The sequence below is a fragment of the Schlesneria paludicola DSM 18645 genome (genome assembly GCF_000255655.1).
Lineage (GTDB): Bacteria > Planctomycetota > Planctomycetia > Planctomycetales > Planctomycetaceae > Schlesneria > Schlesneria paludicola.
Map to the genome: position 1 here is coordinate 298279 of NZ_JH636436.1, position 17518 is coordinate 315796.

Annotated in this window: 13 protein-coding genes; 4 read left to right on the top strand and 9 right to left on the bottom strand. The window is 54.5% G+C overall.

All coding sequences use genetic code 11. From position 1 onward, the window contains the following. Positions 1–353: 353 nt before the first annotated feature. Positions 354–2102: a TlpA family protein disulfide reductase gene (locus tag OSO_RS48980; protein WP_010587379.1), complete on the top strand. Its 1749-nt coding sequence runs from the start codon at positions 354–356 to the stop codon at positions 2100–2102. 274 nt (positions 2103–2376) lie between these two features. After that, positions 2377–4056, top strand: coding sequence for a TlpA family protein disulfide reductase (locus tag OSO_RS48985; RefSeq protein WP_010587380.1), 1680 nt, complete (start codon positions 2377–2379; stop codon positions 4054–4056). A gap of 84 nt (positions 4057–4140) precedes the next feature. Here OSO_RS48985 and OSO_RS0134375 read toward each other — a convergent pair whose 3' ends face one another. The 9 genes from OSO_RS0134375 to OSO_RS52160 all read right to left on the bottom strand — a co-directional run bounded on the left by OSO_RS0134375 (position 4141) and on the right by OSO_RS52160 (position 15458). Beyond that, on the bottom strand, positions 4141–4908 hold the full coding sequence (locus OSO_RS0134375) for a nucleotidyltransferase domain-containing protein (protein WP_010587381.1): 768 nt from the start codon (positions 4906–4908) through the stop codon (positions 4141–4143). Then, positions 4905–5855 carry a nucleotidyltransferase domain-containing protein gene (locus tag OSO_RS0134380; protein WP_010587382.1) on the bottom strand — a complete coding sequence of 317 codons (951 nt, stop codon included), beginning with the start codon at positions 5853–5855 and terminating at the stop codon, positions 4905–4907. The genes OSO_RS0134375 and OSO_RS0134380 overlap by 4 nt, the downstream gene beginning before the upstream one ends. A 197-nt stretch (positions 5856–6052) precedes the next feature. After that, complete coding sequence (locus OSO_RS0134390; RefSeq protein ID WP_010587383.1) at positions 6053–7165, bottom strand: AAA family ATPase; 1113 nt, start codon at positions 7163–7165, stop codon at positions 6053–6055. Beyond that, on the bottom strand, positions 7162–7902 hold the full coding sequence (locus tag OSO_RS0134395; RefSeq protein ID WP_010587384.1) for an RNA ligase family protein: 741 nt from the start codon (positions 7900–7902) through the stop codon (positions 7162–7164). Before OSO_RS0134395 ends, OSO_RS0134390 begins: the two co-directional genes overlap by 4 nt. Beyond that, entirely contained in the window at positions 7902–8681 is a 780-nt protein-coding gene (locus OSO_RS0134400; protein WP_010587385.1) for a tRNA(His) guanylyltransferase Thg1 family protein, read from the bottom strand. Before OSO_RS0134400 ends, OSO_RS0134395 begins: the two co-directional genes overlap by 1 nt. Next, on the bottom strand, positions 8671–9117 hold the full coding sequence (locus OSO_RS0134405; protein WP_010587386.1) for an AAA family ATPase: 447 nt from the start codon (positions 9115–9117) through the stop codon (positions 8671–8673). The genes OSO_RS0134400 and OSO_RS0134405 overlap by 11 nt, the downstream gene beginning before the upstream one ends. 1216 nt (positions 9118–10333) lie before the next feature. Then, on the bottom strand, positions 10334–14053 hold the full coding sequence (locus OSO_RS0134415; protein WP_010587387.1) for a M56 family metallopeptidase: 3720 nt from the start codon (positions 14051–14053) through the stop codon (positions 10334–10336). Next, positions 14050–14442, bottom strand: coding sequence for a BlaI/MecI/CopY family transcriptional regulator (locus OSO_RS0134420; protein ID WP_010587388.1), 393 nt, complete (start codon positions 14440–14442; stop codon positions 14050–14052). Before OSO_RS0134420 ends, OSO_RS0134415 begins: the two co-directional genes overlap by 4 nt. 329 nt (positions 14443–14771) lie before the next feature. Further along, positions 14772–15458: an FmdB family zinc ribbon protein gene (locus OSO_RS52160; RefSeq protein WP_010587389.1), complete on the bottom strand. Its 687-nt coding sequence runs from the start codon at positions 15456–15458 to the stop codon at positions 14772–14774. 480 nt (positions 15459–15938) lie between these two features. Here OSO_RS52160 and OSO_RS0134430 point away from each other — a divergent pair, with 480 nt between their 5' ends. Next, positions 15939–16418, top strand: a complete 480-nt coding sequence (locus OSO_RS0134430) for a 3-hydroxyacyl-ACP dehydratase FabZ family protein (protein ID WP_010587390.1) — start codon at positions 15939–15941, stop codon at positions 16416–16418. Between the two features lie 95 nt (positions 16419–16513). After that, positions 16514–17269: a 3-oxoacyl-[acyl-carrier-protein] reductase gene (gene fabG, locus OSO_RS0134435; protein ID WP_010587391.1), complete on the top strand. Its 756-nt coding sequence runs from the start codon at positions 16514–16516 to the stop codon at positions 17267–17269. Positions 17270–17518: the final 249 nt, after the last annotated feature.

Sequence of the window (17518 nt, forward strand, 5' to 3'; positions counted from 1 at the left end):
CATGTCGCGATAGGCAGCAAGCATGCCAGCCAGCGCACCCTGAGCAGTTCTTACAAGGATTCACGGTAAATCATGCTGGATTTGCCGCACAGGCCGCGAAAAACGGCCCAATCCACCCGGCCGCGCGATCGCTCGTCCTGTCGGCGCTGATCAGTCTTCGACCAGCCGGACGAAGCTCGACCGGTCGAGTGGATTCGCGAACGTTGCGCATTTCCCGTCCATCAATGCATTCCACCCAAAGGATTGAAGATGGAGCCTTCCGATTGTTTTCAAAATCTGATTGCCGTTTTGATCTCAAAATGTCTATCGCCTTGTGGATCGATAAAGACGGCGTGACTTTATAGGCGTTCGACATGCAACAATCCGCGCGCGGGCAGAGTGGCTTGGTCGTTGCGATGGCAGGTGGAACATTGTGTTTCGTGGGATCGTTGATCAGGGCGATCCATGGGTTGCCCGAAGACATCGGGATTGCTCGTGACGTTCGGCGACCGATTGAGGTCCTTGCCGTCGCCAGTTTGGACGGAGGACGCAATGCGACAACGGTGACTGCGGAGCAGCTTCGAAATGCGCTGATCGACGCCGCACAGAAACTGGTCGATCTGAAAATTGTCGCGGTTGAAAGAGTCGGATACGCACCACCGACGCCGGACGTGCCGGTCCCAGTGGTGTTCAAAGAGATGTGGATACATCGTCATTCGGCTCAGGCCTATGTCCTTCATCGCACCGAATCGAACGATGATCAATGGTGGACTGGCTTCGAAGCGATTGAAGGGCCGTTGACGACTCACCATCTGGCGGCAATGCCCGGTCGAAAAGTGTGCGTAGACACGGCACGAGTTCCCTTGTGTGCGGACTCGAGTCACCGGGGGAAGCGCGAATCTGATGGAGCAAGGCTGACGAGCTACTCCGTCAGTCAGGCGCCCAGTTATCTGTTGAATCTGTTTGTTCCGTTGATTGAGGCGAACAAGGCCTGGGTTCCCTCTGAGCGTTCGAACTCGGCTCCCGTCGTCGATTCCCTTGCTCTGTTACCGCTAAGTGACTGGCGAATACTAGGGGAAGAAAAACTGGGCGAAGAAGACGCCATCCTTGCGGAGATTGGCCAGCATGAAACGCGTTCGTTTCCTGTTCCGGGGCGTCAGGGCAAGTTGTTGTCGGTCACGCGAACGTATTTGGTTTGGTTCGCGAAGATCTACGGTTGGATGCCGCTACGAGTTGAGAGCTCGATGCGATACGCCTTCGATGGACGCGAGTATCGGTTAGAGCGTCGTGCCGATGGAAAATCGTTTTTGGTCTATGAGGCTTCGGATTTCATCCACTGGAACGATGTCTGGGTACCGCGCGCTGGCAGGCAAGCGACCTATATGCCCGTACCCGATGAGCAATCCAGGCCGGTTATGCCCGACATGCTTGACGGATTGTTCTACGACGGTCGAATCCCTTTCAATGACGCGATGCAACTGGGGTCCGAGTCCGAATGGCGCATCTTGAGTCTGGAACAGATTGAACCGTCATTGAATTTGTGGTTCGAACCGGAAGACGGGGCGGAAGTTCTGAATCTTGGGACACACAAGCGATTCATTCAGGGTGATGCCGTTGCGTCCGCGGCAATCGCGGCGCGGGAGGATGCCATCGAGAAAATGGTCGGCCAGCCGGCGCCCGAGTTTCCAGAAGGAGCGATCTGGCTGAATGGACCGCCGCTCACTCTGAACGCATTGCATGGCAAAGTGGTGATCCTCGATTTTTGGGCCGACTGGTGTCCATCCTGCCGCAATGACTTGCCCGAACTGAACCGGCTGCATGCGCAGCGTGATGACAATGGAATCACCGTGATTGGGATCCATCTTGAGGGAACCGCACGACCAGAGATCCAGAAAGTCGTCGACGAGTATCAACTGCTCTATCCAATCTGTCTCGACGTTGCGAGGCGCCCCGACGCGGAAAACGAGGTGCCATCGGCAGGTCTGTTCGCATCCCACTTCGCGATCAATGGTATTCCGCATTGTGTCGTCATCGACCAGCAAGGCATCGTCGCCGCGTCGTTGACGGGCCGATTTGATGAGGCCTTGGCGATTGCAGAAAAGCTTGCCGCGACGGCCAAGTAAACCTCACTGGGGCCTGGCTTCCACCCAAGCCAGACGTCTTTGACCAGGTCAGGTTTCGATTCAAATCGTGAAGACGTCGTCGGCTCATTCCCGACTGCCATGTTTGTTTTCGACGGATTTCGTTTGCAAAGCTGGCGTGGGGCGGTCTATTATTCGGCCTATCGAAAGAGACGAATTGACTTTAGTGTTTGAGGTTCCTCTCATGCGGCGATCGGCACAGAGGCAGCGCGGATACGTGGTCGGGGTCGGCCGTAGAACAGCGTTCCTTGGAGGAATGCTCATTGTTGTCGCGGTCGGCTCGCTTGTTGCGAGTGACCCTGTCCGCGAGGGAAACTCGGCACCCGTTCGTCGCGACGCGGGCGAAGTGGCCTCTGGCGAAGTCGAACGTCGGTCGACGACCGTCACGGCGGAAGAGATCCGTGATGCACTGCTGAATGCCGCAGAGAAATTGGTCGATCTCAAGATCGTGGTAGTCGAGAAGGGGAATTTCAGTCAGCGCACACCAGGCATGGAGGTTCCCGTTACGTTCAAGGAAGTGTGGCTGCATGAAAGCTCGTCGCAAAGTTACATCGACTGGCGAAGCGAAGGACACGGTGACGAATGGTGGACAGGATTCAAGCCCCTTGAAGAGCTCATCACCGCAGAAGATCTGGTGACACTTCCAGGCCTCAAACAATGTGCCGACCTGGCTCGAGTTCCCTCGTTTGCCGATTCGCGCCTACTGCGAAAACAGGCGCCCGATGGATCGAAGCTGACGCTTCATTCGTTGTGCAAGACGCCCAAATTTGTGTCGAATCTGTTCGTTCCGTTGATTGAATTCAACAAACCTTGGATTGCACCCGAACGTTTAGCAGGTGCGCCGCTCGCTGATTTAATCGCGCGCCTGCCACTGACTCACTGGCGAATCCTGGGTGAGGAAAAGCTGGGTGAAGAAGAGGTCGTCGTTGCCGCCATACGTCTGCAGGACACGATCGAGTTTCCGTTGAAACGACACGGGGGAAAGTTGTCGCTGACGCCGACGTATCTGGTCTGGTTCTCGAAACGATTCGGATGGATGCCGCTGCGGATTGAGCACTCGGTGCAATACGGCTTCGAGGGTCATGAGTATTGGATGGAACGTCGTTCCGACGGAAAGCAGCCATTGGTCTACGAAGCCACAGATTTCATGCCGGTCAATGATGTCTGGGTGCCTCGCTCGGGCAAGCAGGCAAGCTACATGCAAGAGTCGGAAAAAGAATTTGGTGGTTTTGACGAACTGGTCGACACGCTGCAGACCAACCGTAAGCTGCCGATTCCGGGTGAGATGCGATTGGGGTACGAGTATGAATGGAAAATTCTGAGTCTAGAAAAGATCGATCCGACGTTGAATCTGTGGTTTGAACCTCAGGACGGCGCGGAAGTTTACAACATGGATACGCACAAGCGATATGTGCAGGGTGATGCGGTGGCTTCTGCGGCATTTGCGGCTCGTGAACACGCGATCGAACGAATGGTCGGCAAACCCGCTCCCGAGTTTCCCGAAGGGGCCACCTGGCTGAACGGACCACCACTGACGTTGAAAGCACTGCGAGGAAAGGTCGTCGTGCTTGATTTCTGGACCGATTGGTGCGGCCCCTGTCGCAACGATCTGCCCAAAATGAAAGCCCTTTATGATCAGCGCGAAACCAACGGATTGATCGTCATCGGCGTTCATCTGGCGGGCAGCAAGCTGCCTGACATTCAAAAAGTCATGGACAAATTTCAGCTCGAATATCCGATCTGCATCGACGTCGCGACGAAAGACGATCCGAATCACGAATCGTTATTTCCCAGTCAGTATTCGACGTCGTTCGGAGTCGGTGGGATCCCGCATTGTGTTGTCATCGATCCGCACGGAGTTGTGGCCGCGTCGATCTCAAATCGGTTTGATGATGCAATCGAAATCGCGACCGAACTCTCGAAATCCGCGAAATGAGTGATGTTGAGGTGACCATTCGTCGTTCGCCATTCAGCGCGGGTCGCGGTTTCTGTTTGACGAAGAAAATCTCAATGCGGACTGTCAGCGCAACGGGTTAGTGCCTTGCAGGCGAATCCTGACAAGCAGTTCGTTTAAGGCAGGTTCTGCCGTAGCAACTTCTGGCAATCGACTTTCTTCAAACGCGCGTTGCAATTCGTTTCTGAGCCGCTCGTATTCTCGCCGATGAAATTCCAGATCGGCTTGCTCGAGTCGTCCCAGTTCGGGACCACCTGTTTTTCGTGCGATCAGCTCGTCGATGTACGGCAGCTTTGCGGTCTCGTTCAGTCGAGAGAGATTCGCCTGCACCTCGCTGGTTCTCATCAGGTGGATGCCCGTCATCAGCACGCGATAAACATAAAGTAGCGGCTTCACATGCGGGGGATCGGCCTTTTGAAAGAGCTTCCATTGAGTTTCCGCAAAACCAAAGTAGTGGTGCGCGTGATGTCTCGTGATGCAGTTCGCCGCCAGCGACTTCAGCTCGTCATGTTCCGCAGTCGTGAATATGATCAATGGCGAAAGAAGTTGCTCTAACACGTAGCCATTCTTCTTCAGCATCAAGTTGAAGAACTTCTTGGCATCATGTGTGACCAGGTCGATTTCGAGGCCGTCATGAATTTCGGATTTCTCGACCGTTTCCTGGCCGGTTTCCAACCCGACAAGATCTTTGATGGGCAGCAGATGGACGCCGCGCAGGTCGAAGTCGGAATCGGGCGACGGAAATCCATACAAATGAGCGCCGCTGATCGTGGCGAACAGCAACGGATACGGATGATCGACAATGTGCTTGTACAGACGCGAGTCAAACGTCATGGCAGTTCCTTCGACAACGCCGCATTTCGAGCTTTGATGAGCAGGGCATTCGCTCGTTCATAGTCCGGTCGCTCAGGCAGTTTCGTTTCGGTGAATGCTGCGTCAAATTCGGCATGCAAGCTCAATCTCAACTCCTCCGTTTCATCCCACCGAACTTCACCTCGTTTGATGGCGAGTAATTGCTCCCGATGCTCTTCGACCCGCACTGGCACAAAACCGTGACGCAGCACGCAGATCCCCGAGATCAGTAGTCGGATCAAGTGCATGACGTGCTTCCATTTCACTTGCCCCTGATTATGAAGATCCGATTGCATCTTCTTGAACTGGGACATCACGTAGCCGTTGTACGTCTGGTAGACCAGGCGCGACAAAAAGATCTCCCGAATCTGCAGCAGTTCCTCGGCCAGTGGTGTGGTCTTTTCGATGAGTGGCGTATAGAGGCATTCCAGCACGTTCGGGTTCGCCTTCAGAGCCAGTCCCAGGAACCGTTGAAATTCCCAGTAATGTTCCTGTGTCGCATCGCATTCGATCTGTTCTGGAACGCCGTAAAGCGACCAATGCAACTCCGCGGTTGGCAGGAAGATGCCTCGGTAGTCTGTGTCCGATTGCTCATCATCCAAGCCATACGCGCGCGAGCCAATGACACAGCGGTAAATCACTCGATCGAACAGATTGCTGTGCGCCGCGGAAATCTTGGCGTCACCGATCTCGCCTTCTTTGTAGTGCGCCAGCATGACAATGTCTTCGTGACGCAACGCGCCTTCGACACCATCGAGAAACCGAATTCGATAAGGGTGATCGTGATCCCTGGGCGAGCGGACAATGACGCCGACGGCACCTCGAGGATGCCGCACGCGACCGCCTGACTCGACAATATCTTTCAAAGCGACAATCTGCGTCCCTTCGGAAAAGATCAGATGCGGATTCTGGTGAACGCGTTCCGTCATAAGGCCGTGTCTCCGATAGATCGCAATGCAATGAAAGTTCCTGCAATACGCTCTATTTGAGTAAGAAAGATTGGATGAACCCCTCGTACAGATCCTTCATGAGCAGGTCAAAATTTCGATTGATGCGGCGACGGCGTGCCGCGACAGTCTCACAGGTGGCGTTCGTGAATGCCTGAAGTCTTCATCACGGCCAATTCTTATTCCGTAATCATTGTCAGTCCGTGCGACTCGTTCCATGAAGGTGGCTCGTATTGTTTCGCGAGCTCGTGGATCACGCGTTCGGGCACAGGGCAAGTTCGTTGCTTGTTCTGACCGAGGATGATGGGCAGCGGAGGTTCGAGATAAACGATCTCAATTCGGGCATGATAGTCAGCGAAGAGTTCGATCCAGCGTTGCCGAGTCTGTCGCAAAAGATTTGTCGCATTGAAGGCGAACGATGTTTTGGAACGCAGCCATTGACGGCAGCGTTCTTTGGCCATTTGGACCACTTCTCCTTGATTCTCCGTGGCGTCGATGTTGAGTTCACTACGGATTTCGTCGAGCGATACCACTGGTAGGTCTGGATGATGCTTCGATAGCCAGAAATCTTTCCCACTTCCCGGCAATCCTGACATCAAAGTCACCGTGCAGCGATATTCCTCATGCGGTGCGTAGTGCAGGCTCGGTTCTGATTGGCGGAAGAATAGGAAGCGAGCTTGATCGTTGACAAAAGGGAATCGACAGTCGAAACAACCGCACTCTTGTGCGACCATTTTCCAGAGTCCCAGGTTTTCTTCCGGACGTCCCATTTCGTTGGTAGAGCGACCCCGCGTGTCGGCCAATGCGAACAGATAGAGAAGCCGATTGGAAACCACCCATGAAAGTGAGACCACTTCGTGATTCGGATTCGAGCGTTCTAACAAAAAAGCGGGACGACCGTGAAAGCGAACCATCCGCGCGATTTCTTCTCGAACGGTCAGATCGCATTGCAAATCTCTCAAGACTGATCGAGCGAGGTGTTCGCCTTTGATCGCATGTTTAGGAGAGGTGATGCGGCCCGTGTTGGCATCGAAGTGAGATGTGAGTGGCTTCCCCGCATCATGAAGCAACCCCGTGAAGATCAAGACGGTTCGATTGTGAGCGGAGAGTGTTAGCCACTCATTCAACTGGGGTAGTTGGCGACAAACCATCTTTGTGTGCGTCCAGACATCTCCTTCCGAATGCCATCCGGCATCTTGCTGACATTCCGCCATCGCTCGACACCATGGCTGCTCCTCGGCCCAGCAGAGGATTTCTTCGAGTGATTCCTGTGTTAGCGTTTTCCAGTTCATCGCCAAATATCCACACCATCTCGCAATTGATTCGGAACCATGGCCTGATGTTGCCAGTGCGTGCTCTGTTTGAGTCTTTCCACAAACTCGGGACGTACAAATTTCGATCGTCCCGATACGATGCCATCCGATTCCGTTCGCAAGTACAGTCCTTCCATTAGGTGATCGGTCTGTCGCGTCACGGGATTATCAAACTGGCTATCGAATCGCGATGGACCGAGTAGTTCACGCAAATCATCGCGTCGCAGACTTCCGACGTGCAACACCGGGACTGTTTCAATCTCGAGTCCGTCTAGCAATGATTGTCTTCGAGCGAGATCGAGAAACTGCAACTGATGTTTGTCGTAGATGTCAAATTCAAAAAAGTAATGCGAGAGTTGCTGGTAAAAAACCGAGTGTCGGGCGTAAAGCCACTCGCCAAATAGGATGTATCGGTCCTCCAGTCGATTCTCGATTGCGAATCGTTTGACCGCAGCCCACTGTTTGAACAAATCATATTGAGGGTGCATTCCCTCCGTGATGAGATGTCCACGGCATTGAAGGACGATCTCACCGTTCGATTCGAAGTGGATGCCGACGTTTGTGCCATCGAGCTTTTCTTCGACGATGAGTGATTCGTCAGCGATAAACCGTAATGATTCGGCTTCTCCAAGGTGCTTGTCGTCGTCTGTGCCCTTCGAGCCGAATAGGTGTGGTGTACGGGGGTATTTGACGAAGTCTCCATGAGAGATTCCCATCAGGATATCCCTCGCGACGGAGAACGGGTAAAGAAAGATTGGATGAACCCGTCGTACTGATCCTTCATTGGCAGGTCAAAGTTTCGTTTGATGCGGCGACGGCGTGCCATGACGGACTCACCAGTGAGGGGATTCTGGGCGTTTTTTTCGATCTCTTCCCAGTACAAGCCAATGCCGCGCTTCTGCCATGCCGGAACGTCGTTGAAGTTCAGGCCATGCTCGTAGAGGAGTTGATTCTTCTGGCTGACGGAGAGTCCGCAGGTGCGCGATGTCGCCTGTTGCTCGTCCAGCCCGGTCTTCCGTAGCGTCCAATAACAGTATGCGTTTAGCGCATTGCGAGCCGCGTCTTCATTTCTCCAGCGAAAATAGTCGACAACCAGATTCTCGCTCGGCAGCTGTGAAATGCGACAATCGAAGGTGGCGACATGTCCTAATAGCAGCGAAAACTTCGCGCTGGCCTCGGCGGCGAGCGTTGAATTGTACTTACGAAGTTTTCGCCCGAAGAGCTGTTCGTCGCGATCGAAAAGCAGAGAAATTTCGTCGCTTTCCGAGTACGCATACCATACACGAAAGCCGCACGTCATTAGGTTCTCGGCGGTCTCCGCCATGAGATCGCGAAAACCTGTGTCGAACGGAGCTTCGAACTGGCAAACGTCTTTGGTGAGTCGCGTAAAGCTGCGGCCATCCAGCCGTGCGACCATGTACATGCCCGGCAGGACGCAATAATCTGCGGCTGTCTCGTAGATCCGCATTTTCGAGTCAAGTTCATCAAATCTCATCGTGCCACTCTTCGACGACGAATTGTCCGGCTTCTAAACGAACGTAGTACAGCTTCGTAAAGCCTTCGGTGAGCGTTGGCCGTTCCAGTTTCTTGGCTGTCGCGAAAATCGCGACGTCCGGAACACGCTCGGCCTTGGGCCGTTGTTGATTTCTTTGCAAACAGTCGTCTACCTGGGACTGAAAGTAATAAGCGACAACGGAATACTTTGCCTCCGTCGCGGCCTGAATGTAGGGGGCTCGTTCGGCACGCGTCGGGCTGGTGTTGTCGACGACGAACCGCTGACCCGTTTCCAGACACAGGTCGAGCATTCTTCGTTCGCGATTTCTTGTTTTCAGCAGATCGAGACTGATACGGACGTGTGTCGTGAAGAATCGCTCCTTGAAGAAGGATGATTTTCCGGACCCCTGAATCCCAATAAAAATCACAGCTTCCATTCGGCGTCTCGTTGCATGTCACGGTTCAAGAGGTCGGGAAAGTGTGGGCGACCGGCGCGTGATTTCGGCGGCGGCTACTAAGTGTTCAGACTAACGAGTGATTTAGTGAGACAGAAATGGGCTGAATGGTTCATTGAAATTGACGAGGCATTACGAAGCGGGAGCTTGAGGGTGTCCGTGAATTCAACGTGCAATTTCTCGGGCGTCTGCGAGAAATCAAAATAGATTCACGGACACGTTCGGGCGGGAGGTTGGCAACGAGGAAACTTCTCTGCTCCGTGACGATTTTCGATCGGTCGAGTGTGAGCTTTTTCTTCCGCCCCGTAGAGGGCGGACGGGTAGAAGCCCAGGGCTGTGATCGCTTCGATCGATGCCCTGGTTTGCAGTGCTCCACAAGATTCGCCGCTCTGTCAGAGCGGCAGGAAGCGATCGAGGACCCGATTGGGACCGTTCTTTTGCCCGGATAGGCAACGCCGTGAAGGATTTTCAACGCTTGGAAACAGGCTTTTGCGGGGTGTTCTCTTTAGTCCCGCAGGGGCGTCCATTCCACCAGCCCGGGTCAAAGGCTGCCAAAGGCAGCCGACGGCCCGGGATTCGGGTTCGGAAATGATACGAAGGCCTGTAAGGCCGGCCAGTCGAAAGGGATGCGGATTCGGTTCGGGTGAATGGTCGGCCTTTCAGGCCTTAATAGAGTTCGGGGGGGGCTTGCCCCAGCCCGTCGGAGTCCTGCGGCCTCCTTTGGGCCGGGCTGGTAGAATTGCTGGGCCGTTGGCCCGCAGGAAACGTCACGGTTGGCTCCCAATTGGCGGGCAAAAATCCCTTACAGAGCGTTGCCTGATAGTGCAAAATTTTGACGATGGTCATACCCAGGGGAACGATCGAAACGATCGCACCCCTGGGCTTGTTCACTCCACCACGTAGTAGTGGTCAGAGGGAACTGAGATCGCAAGAGGCGTTACCAAGCGGGAGCTTGGTAACGAGAAACGAATCAACAGGCCGGGGAGCTTGGTCACGAGGAGCGAGGAGGACGAGGGGAGAAGAGCAGAACATTGGGAGCGAGGGGGTCAAATCTTCGACGCCCATTCAATTCCCGGACACCCTCAAGCGGGAGCTTGGCAACGAGGAGAATCAACACGCCGGGTTTCTCTTGGTCCTGTACGACAATGTGTCGATCTGTGGCTGACGCTGGGACTTGATCGCTGATGAGTCGTTCCAACTACGGTTGAACTTGCTCAAGTTCTTGAAAGGTGAACTTTCGGCCTTGGCCACGGACGGTCTCTTCCAGTCCAACGTGCAGCAGGCATGGTGTGCCTTCACGAGTGATGCACAGGAAGGACGCTGTCGACATGGGATCGAAGGAGTTGCTATTCAGATCGTAGAATTCGAGTTCCTCAGTCTTGGTTCCTTTGGCTTGCACCTCTTCCACCGTGAATTTTAAGCCGAGTCCTTCTTCTTCCGGCTTCCACCGGTCGCGTCCCAGTTGCCACAGTTCCAGATCAATTGGACGAAGCGTGTGGATTCGTTCTCCAGACTTTGATGATTCGGATTCCATTCCCAACATGTCGAACCCTTCCTGCGTTGCCCAGGCGAGGATCTCGTCCAGTTTCGTTTCGAGATTGGCACCGCGCCATTTTTCGGGAAGGTGTCCCTGACGGCCCGTATCGAGATCAAAGAGCACGAACTTGGCGGTCGGGTTTTGGATGGAGTCCAGGAAAAGCCCGCTGCTAATTTGGATTCTGAACCGCATCTCAGGTTGTAGGATCCAGTCGGATTCGGCTTCGGGTTTTACGACCAGGTTCACGCGAGAATACGACTTGTCCTGGACGAACTCATCCCAATGTTTCTCCCACCAATCGCTCCACTTTTTCGCTGTTTGGAGGAACTGCGCACGTTTGATGGCTCGCTGGGTGGGGGTGCCCGTATCTCGAACCGAGTTGATCTCGTCTTCGCCCAGTTCCTGACCGGTCAACTGGTAAAGAGTGGAAAAAATTTCGCTGATAGGGCGACCAAGATGATATTCGTTTCCCTTCTGAAACTCGGTATCGGGAATGCCGGGCTTGCCTTTGAAGCGGATGATCCATTGGTGCTTTTGTGCGAAGGCCAGCACTTCTCGATCATTTGTGTTCAGGCCCGAATCAGAAAACATCCCCCGTTGTAATGTTTTGGGAATGGCCCGGATCAAGGCCGGTACGGCCCGTCTATCGCCGATGGCCCGCAAGATGAACCCCAGGCATTGCAGCATGCGACGATCTTCAGTGTCGTCCAATTCGGCGATCAAGTCTGGGACGGCATCGGGGCCCAGATCGGCAAGCTGCTTCATGGTTCTCAACCAGAAGTCCGAACCTACGTCGCGAATCTCGAGTTGGTCCAGCAATGGGCCAGAGGCACCGCCTCGCACCCGTCTCTGTGGCTGCTTCGCAGGACTTCCGTTGCCTTTTGCACGAATGGCCCGCTGTTTCGCTTGTTGATTGTCGAAGCGGATTTTGCGTGCTAGTTCTTCATCGGGATCAGGCTCTTGCTTTGCCCCCGATTTTGGCGGGGTCACTCCTTGCTGAAGGTTAAATCGGACTTCCTCGCCGTCTTTGACATTCACGTAAGCGAAGTAGTCCCCGTTCATGAGGTAGACATAGTTTCGTCCCGGTGCCACATGCAGGCGGAAGTTGCCATTATCGGTGATCTTGGCGACCCCTACCGCGGCGCCCGTCCGCGGTCGAGCGGGGCCATAATGGGCGACAAAATTTCCGTGATTTGCCGTAGGGCGAATCGGTTTGCCTTTCGCATCCAAGACTTCGCCAACGATGAATCCGCCGCGCACCATCTGAATGTTGGCATTGGTCACCGTCTTGCCACTTTCCGCATTCAATGCTTTGACCGCGACCGCGATGCGATTGTCGCTTTCTGCCCAGATGTTGTAATGGTCTGAGGTCAGTGTCAGTCGGTACGCACCTTGTGCATCGGTCCGAGTCTGTCCACCGCCATGTTCCGCGATTCCTTGCGCGGTCACCGGAATGTCCGCCAGGGGACGCTTTGTCACTGCGTCGATGACGATCCCTTCGACGATCGCGGGTGGTGACAACGAGACTTTGACATATTGGGGAATCGCCGTGCATGACGCCAAGGTTAAGGGATAGTCGGGGTGCGTGACCGCAAATCGCATCTCTGTCGTCATATATCCCGTGTTCGTTTTGGCATCAAACTGCTGTGTCGATTCGGGAGTCCACTGTTGTAGCCCATTGATTGCAAATCGCCCTTTAGCGTCCGTGACGGCGCTGAGAACTCCTGGAATGGGATGTTGGCCAAACACAGGCCGAAATACGGTTGCGCCGGGTATGGGATGACCGTCCAAATCCGTCACGATTCCCGACAGCACACCCTCGGCGGAGGAGAGTTCGAATTGTTTTTCCAGGGTTTCTGGATCGTCGGCATTGATCCATAGGAACTGCGTGACGTGACCTTTGGCGGTCAGGGTGAGAAACAGATCCAACTGTTGTGGTCTCGCGCGGGACGAGTTGGCGATTAGATTCGTCAATTCAAACTTGCCCTCGTCATCCGTCGTTGTCTCCGTGATCTTGAGTGGGGGAGTGAAATAGTCGGCCTGACGGAATACAAGGACTTGAACCTGTCCCATGGGTTTGGATTGCTCGTCGACACAGACGCCGCGAATCGTCATTGTTCGTTCGACGTGATTTTCTGCTGGTTTGACGACGGCGGGTTGTGGTTCCGCGGCGTTGTCCGTAACGGCCACGTTGGGGGCCGATTTCTGCGGTTCAACCGCTCGGACTCCGCCCACAAGGAGACAAAGTGCTCCGAAAAGAATCGCCAGGCCGCAGGTGGCGCGACGCGTCGAGCGGGTCCTCAAGTTTCGCTCAGGTGTCAACAGGCCCGTTATCCGTTCTTCGAGCGTCCAGTGCGTTCCCCACAACCCAAGAGACGGTGAGACTTGCGCGAGTCGCGAACATCGTTCGGTGAGTTCGAGCAATGTTTGGGCGTAGCTCACCGCATCGCTATGGTGGAGTACGAAGTTGTCGCAGACTTCTTCCCGTGACTGCGAGATTTGACGGTTCAGTCCGATCACGCCTGGGTGCCACCACCAGACGAGACTTGCCAATCTTTGCGTCACACTGATCCAAATGTCGTAACGAACCAGATGTGCGTATTCGTGAATCAGCACTTCACGCAGTTTGGTGAGTGAATCGGGATTGAGTAGTTCCTGCGGAATCACGATTGTGGGTTTCCAGAACCCGATGACCATCGGCATGGGCGTGAGTTCGGAAACCGCAACGCGCGTTGATGCTTGAGGTCCGAATATCTGCTGGAGGATCTGGTTAATCGTGGTGCGATCTCGACTACTGAGTTGATCGACCATTGCGAGTGAAGGAATCAGCCGCTGCAGTTTTTGAATCTGACTCCACCACTGCAGCAGGGAGATCGCCGAACCGAGGACCCAAACCAGGGCGAGCAGTTTGGCAATCGTGTCGATCAGCGAACTCTTTTGTGGAGGAATCGAGTTCGTCGGCATGGAGGAGATCTTACGAGCCGGTGTTGCCGACGTCGTTGCAATGATCGTGTCAGAATCTTCTGTGGACGCGTCTTTCGATGTCTTGGCCGTCATATTCACCGCATGATCGGTGTCCTCGATTTCTATCGTTGCGTCGATTCTGTCGAACGCCCGCGGCGGAACAGAGTTCGAAGTTGCGACATCCTGCGAGCGGTGAAAAGAGTTCAGGGCGGCTTGACCCCACGACTGCCACCAGGTTGTGCGGGGCAGGGCCGTTGCCAGGAGTGGAGTACTCAGAATGAGTCCCAGTCCCAGCAATCCGACCGTGTGCCGTCGCGCGGGATGATGGCGGCAGAATGAGATCACGAGCAGTGCTGCGACGGCGATTACTGTCGTCATTGCCACGATCACGAGAACAGACTCGAGGACGCTGCTCATGTTTTCTTTCTCCGTGCCTGAGAAATACGTTGGCGAATTCGTTCGGCTTCACCGGAGGAAAGCGATCCCCCGTTCAACAGCGTGGCGACCAGACCGTCGAGCGAGCCGTCAAAGACGGTTTCGATCAACTTTTGCACGCTGGTCTGTTGCGATTCTTCGCGTGAGACGGTCGGCCGATAGAGAAAGCCGTTGTCGGTCTCGGTGTGCGTCAGCCAGCCTTTTTCTTCGAGACGGACGATCTGGGTTTGGATCGCGTTGCGCGAGACACCGCGCTTGGCGTTCAATGTTTTCCAGACGTCGGCAACGGGACACGCGCCCCGTTCCCAGATGACATTCATAATCTCCCACTGCGTCTCGGAGAGCGCCGGAAGATCCCCCGCATCGGTCATTATGCCTCCTTCGCGCAGTGTTACCTACATTTGTAGGTCGCAGTCTACCTACAAATGTAGGATGGCGTCAAGCGGGGCGAGTCGTGACTGATGCTCGATGGAGGTGAATGTCGATTTCTCTGGCGTAACGAAGGGCTGAGATTGTTGTTGCGACCGATCGTCAGGTTCGAAAACAAATTTTCAAGAGGGAGAATGTCATCGTGGGCCGACAGAGGCCCTCGCGTCGGGGGGAAGGGATTGGACGAGCAAAACGCTGGATGCTCCAGGGCTTCGGCAAAGCCCCTCTCCAAGCCGGCCTACCGAAGATTTCGGTATGGCAAGACAGGAGCTCAATCGCCGCGGTTGATCAGGTTGGGGCCGTCGCCGAGGACTTTTTCGTACTTGCCCTTCTCGGTCTTCTGGTATTTGGTGAAGCCCATCTTTTCCAGACTGCGGTTGCTGATGTCGCCTTTGATCGGGCCACCCGTCGGACGGGGGACGCTGGCGGCCGAGATCAGACGCTCGACGGGCTGTCCGGTTTCTGGATGTTTGGTCAGCGACGGCTCGCCGATGCGCTGCAAAACTTCGAACACGTCTCCGTGGGAACCGTCATCATTGATCACGACGTATTCATAAAGCGGCATGTCGTTCTTCTCTCTCTGTTCGTGCATTCGACAAAGGACATACTCCATGATCCATCGAAAGGGCACGAAAGGCAACGATCGGTCATGGCCTGCGGCGCAAAACGGTCGATTCCATTCTCGTGACGGGGAAAACCAGGTTTCCAGGGTGTTTCGGCACCTTCGTGCGATGGCCATTGTGGCACGATGCCAGCGGGCGAATTGGCGCGTTGCCCTGTGTCTGATCGACCAGATGGTTGCAAACATCTGATCGGCGAAGTCGATTTCGGGGACGGTACTGACGTCGTTTTTCTGGAGGACAACAAGCGAATCGGCCTGAGCAAACCGCACATCGTTGGAATGACGTTTGAGAATCCGGTCGACGCACAGCATGACAACGGGAAATGAACAGCTCATGCTCGTTCGTTCGTCGATTGTGCGCGGCGCGATTGGGAGATGAGAGATGGCTGTGAAGGTGGTTGGACGACTTCTTCGGAGGGGTGTTTTCAGTTCGGTGGCCGTTCATCGCAGAAGTGGGCGCGACCGTAGTGGAAAGGGTTTGATGTTATCAGGTCAAATGTACACTATTCCTTGAATTTCAGGTGGGGGATCGTCTGGAGAATTCGCGGATGAATCGAAGTCACTCGGGCGTGATTTTCGGCTTCGGCCAGGATGTTTATCCATCTGGATGCGTGTCTTAAGTTTTTGTTTTGTATGCCTTTATGTTCTGTGTAAGTGGTCTGTGCGATCCAGGGTTGTGTGGTATTCTGGACGCAAATAGAATGCGCGGGTTGGTGCCGGGCTTTGGAGACCTGAATTCAGGAGTTGCGAGTCCGTTGCCAGGCGTTTTTTAAGTTCGGCGGCAAATGCCGGTCAGAGTTGAAACGGACCTCTTGAATGCGTTTTTTGCTGATCGATCGTATCACGGAACTCGAGCCCAATAAGTCCATTACGGCGGTGAAGAATCTCTCGCTGGCGGAAGAGTATTTGGCGGACCATTTCCCGGGATTTCCCGTGATGCCAGGGGTGCTGATGCTCGAGACGCTGATTCAGGCGGGTGGCTGGCTGATCCGGCAGTCGGAAGACTTTGCGCATAGCACAGTTCTTCTGAAAGAAGTCCGTGCGATTCGGTACAATAACTTCGTGTCACCCGGCAATTCGCTGATTGTGCAGATGACGCTGCGAAAGCAATCAGAAGGAACGTGGGAATTCAACGGTTCCGGAACGGTCAACGGAGAGTCCGCCGTATCGGCAAAGCTCACGCTGGAAGCGTTCAATCTGAGTGATCGAAACCCGGCACTGGCGGAATCAGACGAAATGCGCCGCCAGTTCTACCGCGACTTGCTACCTCAAATCTGGACTCCACCACAGGCCTGACACTTCGATAGTGGCGCTGATTCCTCAATCATTTGAACGAATTTCCATCGAATCCTCTGGGGTCGGTGAATTGATTTAATAAGGATTTGCATTCCATGAAAGTCTCCGATCGAGTTGCCTTGGTTACTGGTGGCAGTCGCGGAATCGGCAAAGCGATCGTCGAAGCACTCGCCCACGGAGGTGCCAAAGTCGCATTCGTCTATCAGTCGAATCAAGAGGCGGCTGACAAGCTGGTTGCAGAACTGACTGCAGCGGGGCGAGAGGTCATGGCCATCAAGGCTGATGCTTCAAAGAAGCCGGAAGCCGATGCGGCGGTGGAAGCTGTGATCGCCAAATGGGAAAGACTGGACATTCTGGTCAACAATGCCGGGATCATTCGCGATAAGCTGATTCTGGCGATGACGATCGAAGAGTGGCAGCAGGTCATCGATACGAATCTGACGAGCGTGTTTAATTTCTGTCAGGCCGTGATTCGCCCCATGATGGGCAACCGTTACGGTCGGATTGTAAATATGTCCAGTGTTGCGGCCGATTTCTCCAATCCCGGTCAAGCAAATTACGCCGCAAGCAAGGCGGGGATTGAAGGGTTCTCGCGTTGTCTGGCAACCGAATATGCCAAACGCGGGATTACGGTGAATTGTGTGGCCCCTGGTTTCATCGAAACCGATATGACCATAGCAGTTGTGAATGCTGCCGGGGATAAGATTAAGAGTTCGATCCCGGTAAAGCGGCTGGGTCGTCCTGAAGATATCGCCAATGCGGTGCTATTTTTGGCGAGCGAAGAATCCAGTTACATCACGGGACAAGTCCTTAAAGTCGATGGTGGATTGACGTTGGGTGGAATGGGTTGAGTGGAACTTCAAACCTGATCTGACAGGTCGATGAACTCGCCGCGAGCAGGCCAACGTGCCTGCGGGCGATGCTCGCGAATCTGTCAGGACAGATTGGCTGCGCCACGAGTGGGAATCGGGTCTTGCCGCGTGCTGCTGTTCATGTCGACGTTCTGTTGGGGAACTTCGGCGGAAATTGAACAGAAGAAGAGCATGGCAAGACAATAAAGCCCCGTGTTGCTCGGGCTGGGCATGCGGGTTTTGAATAAA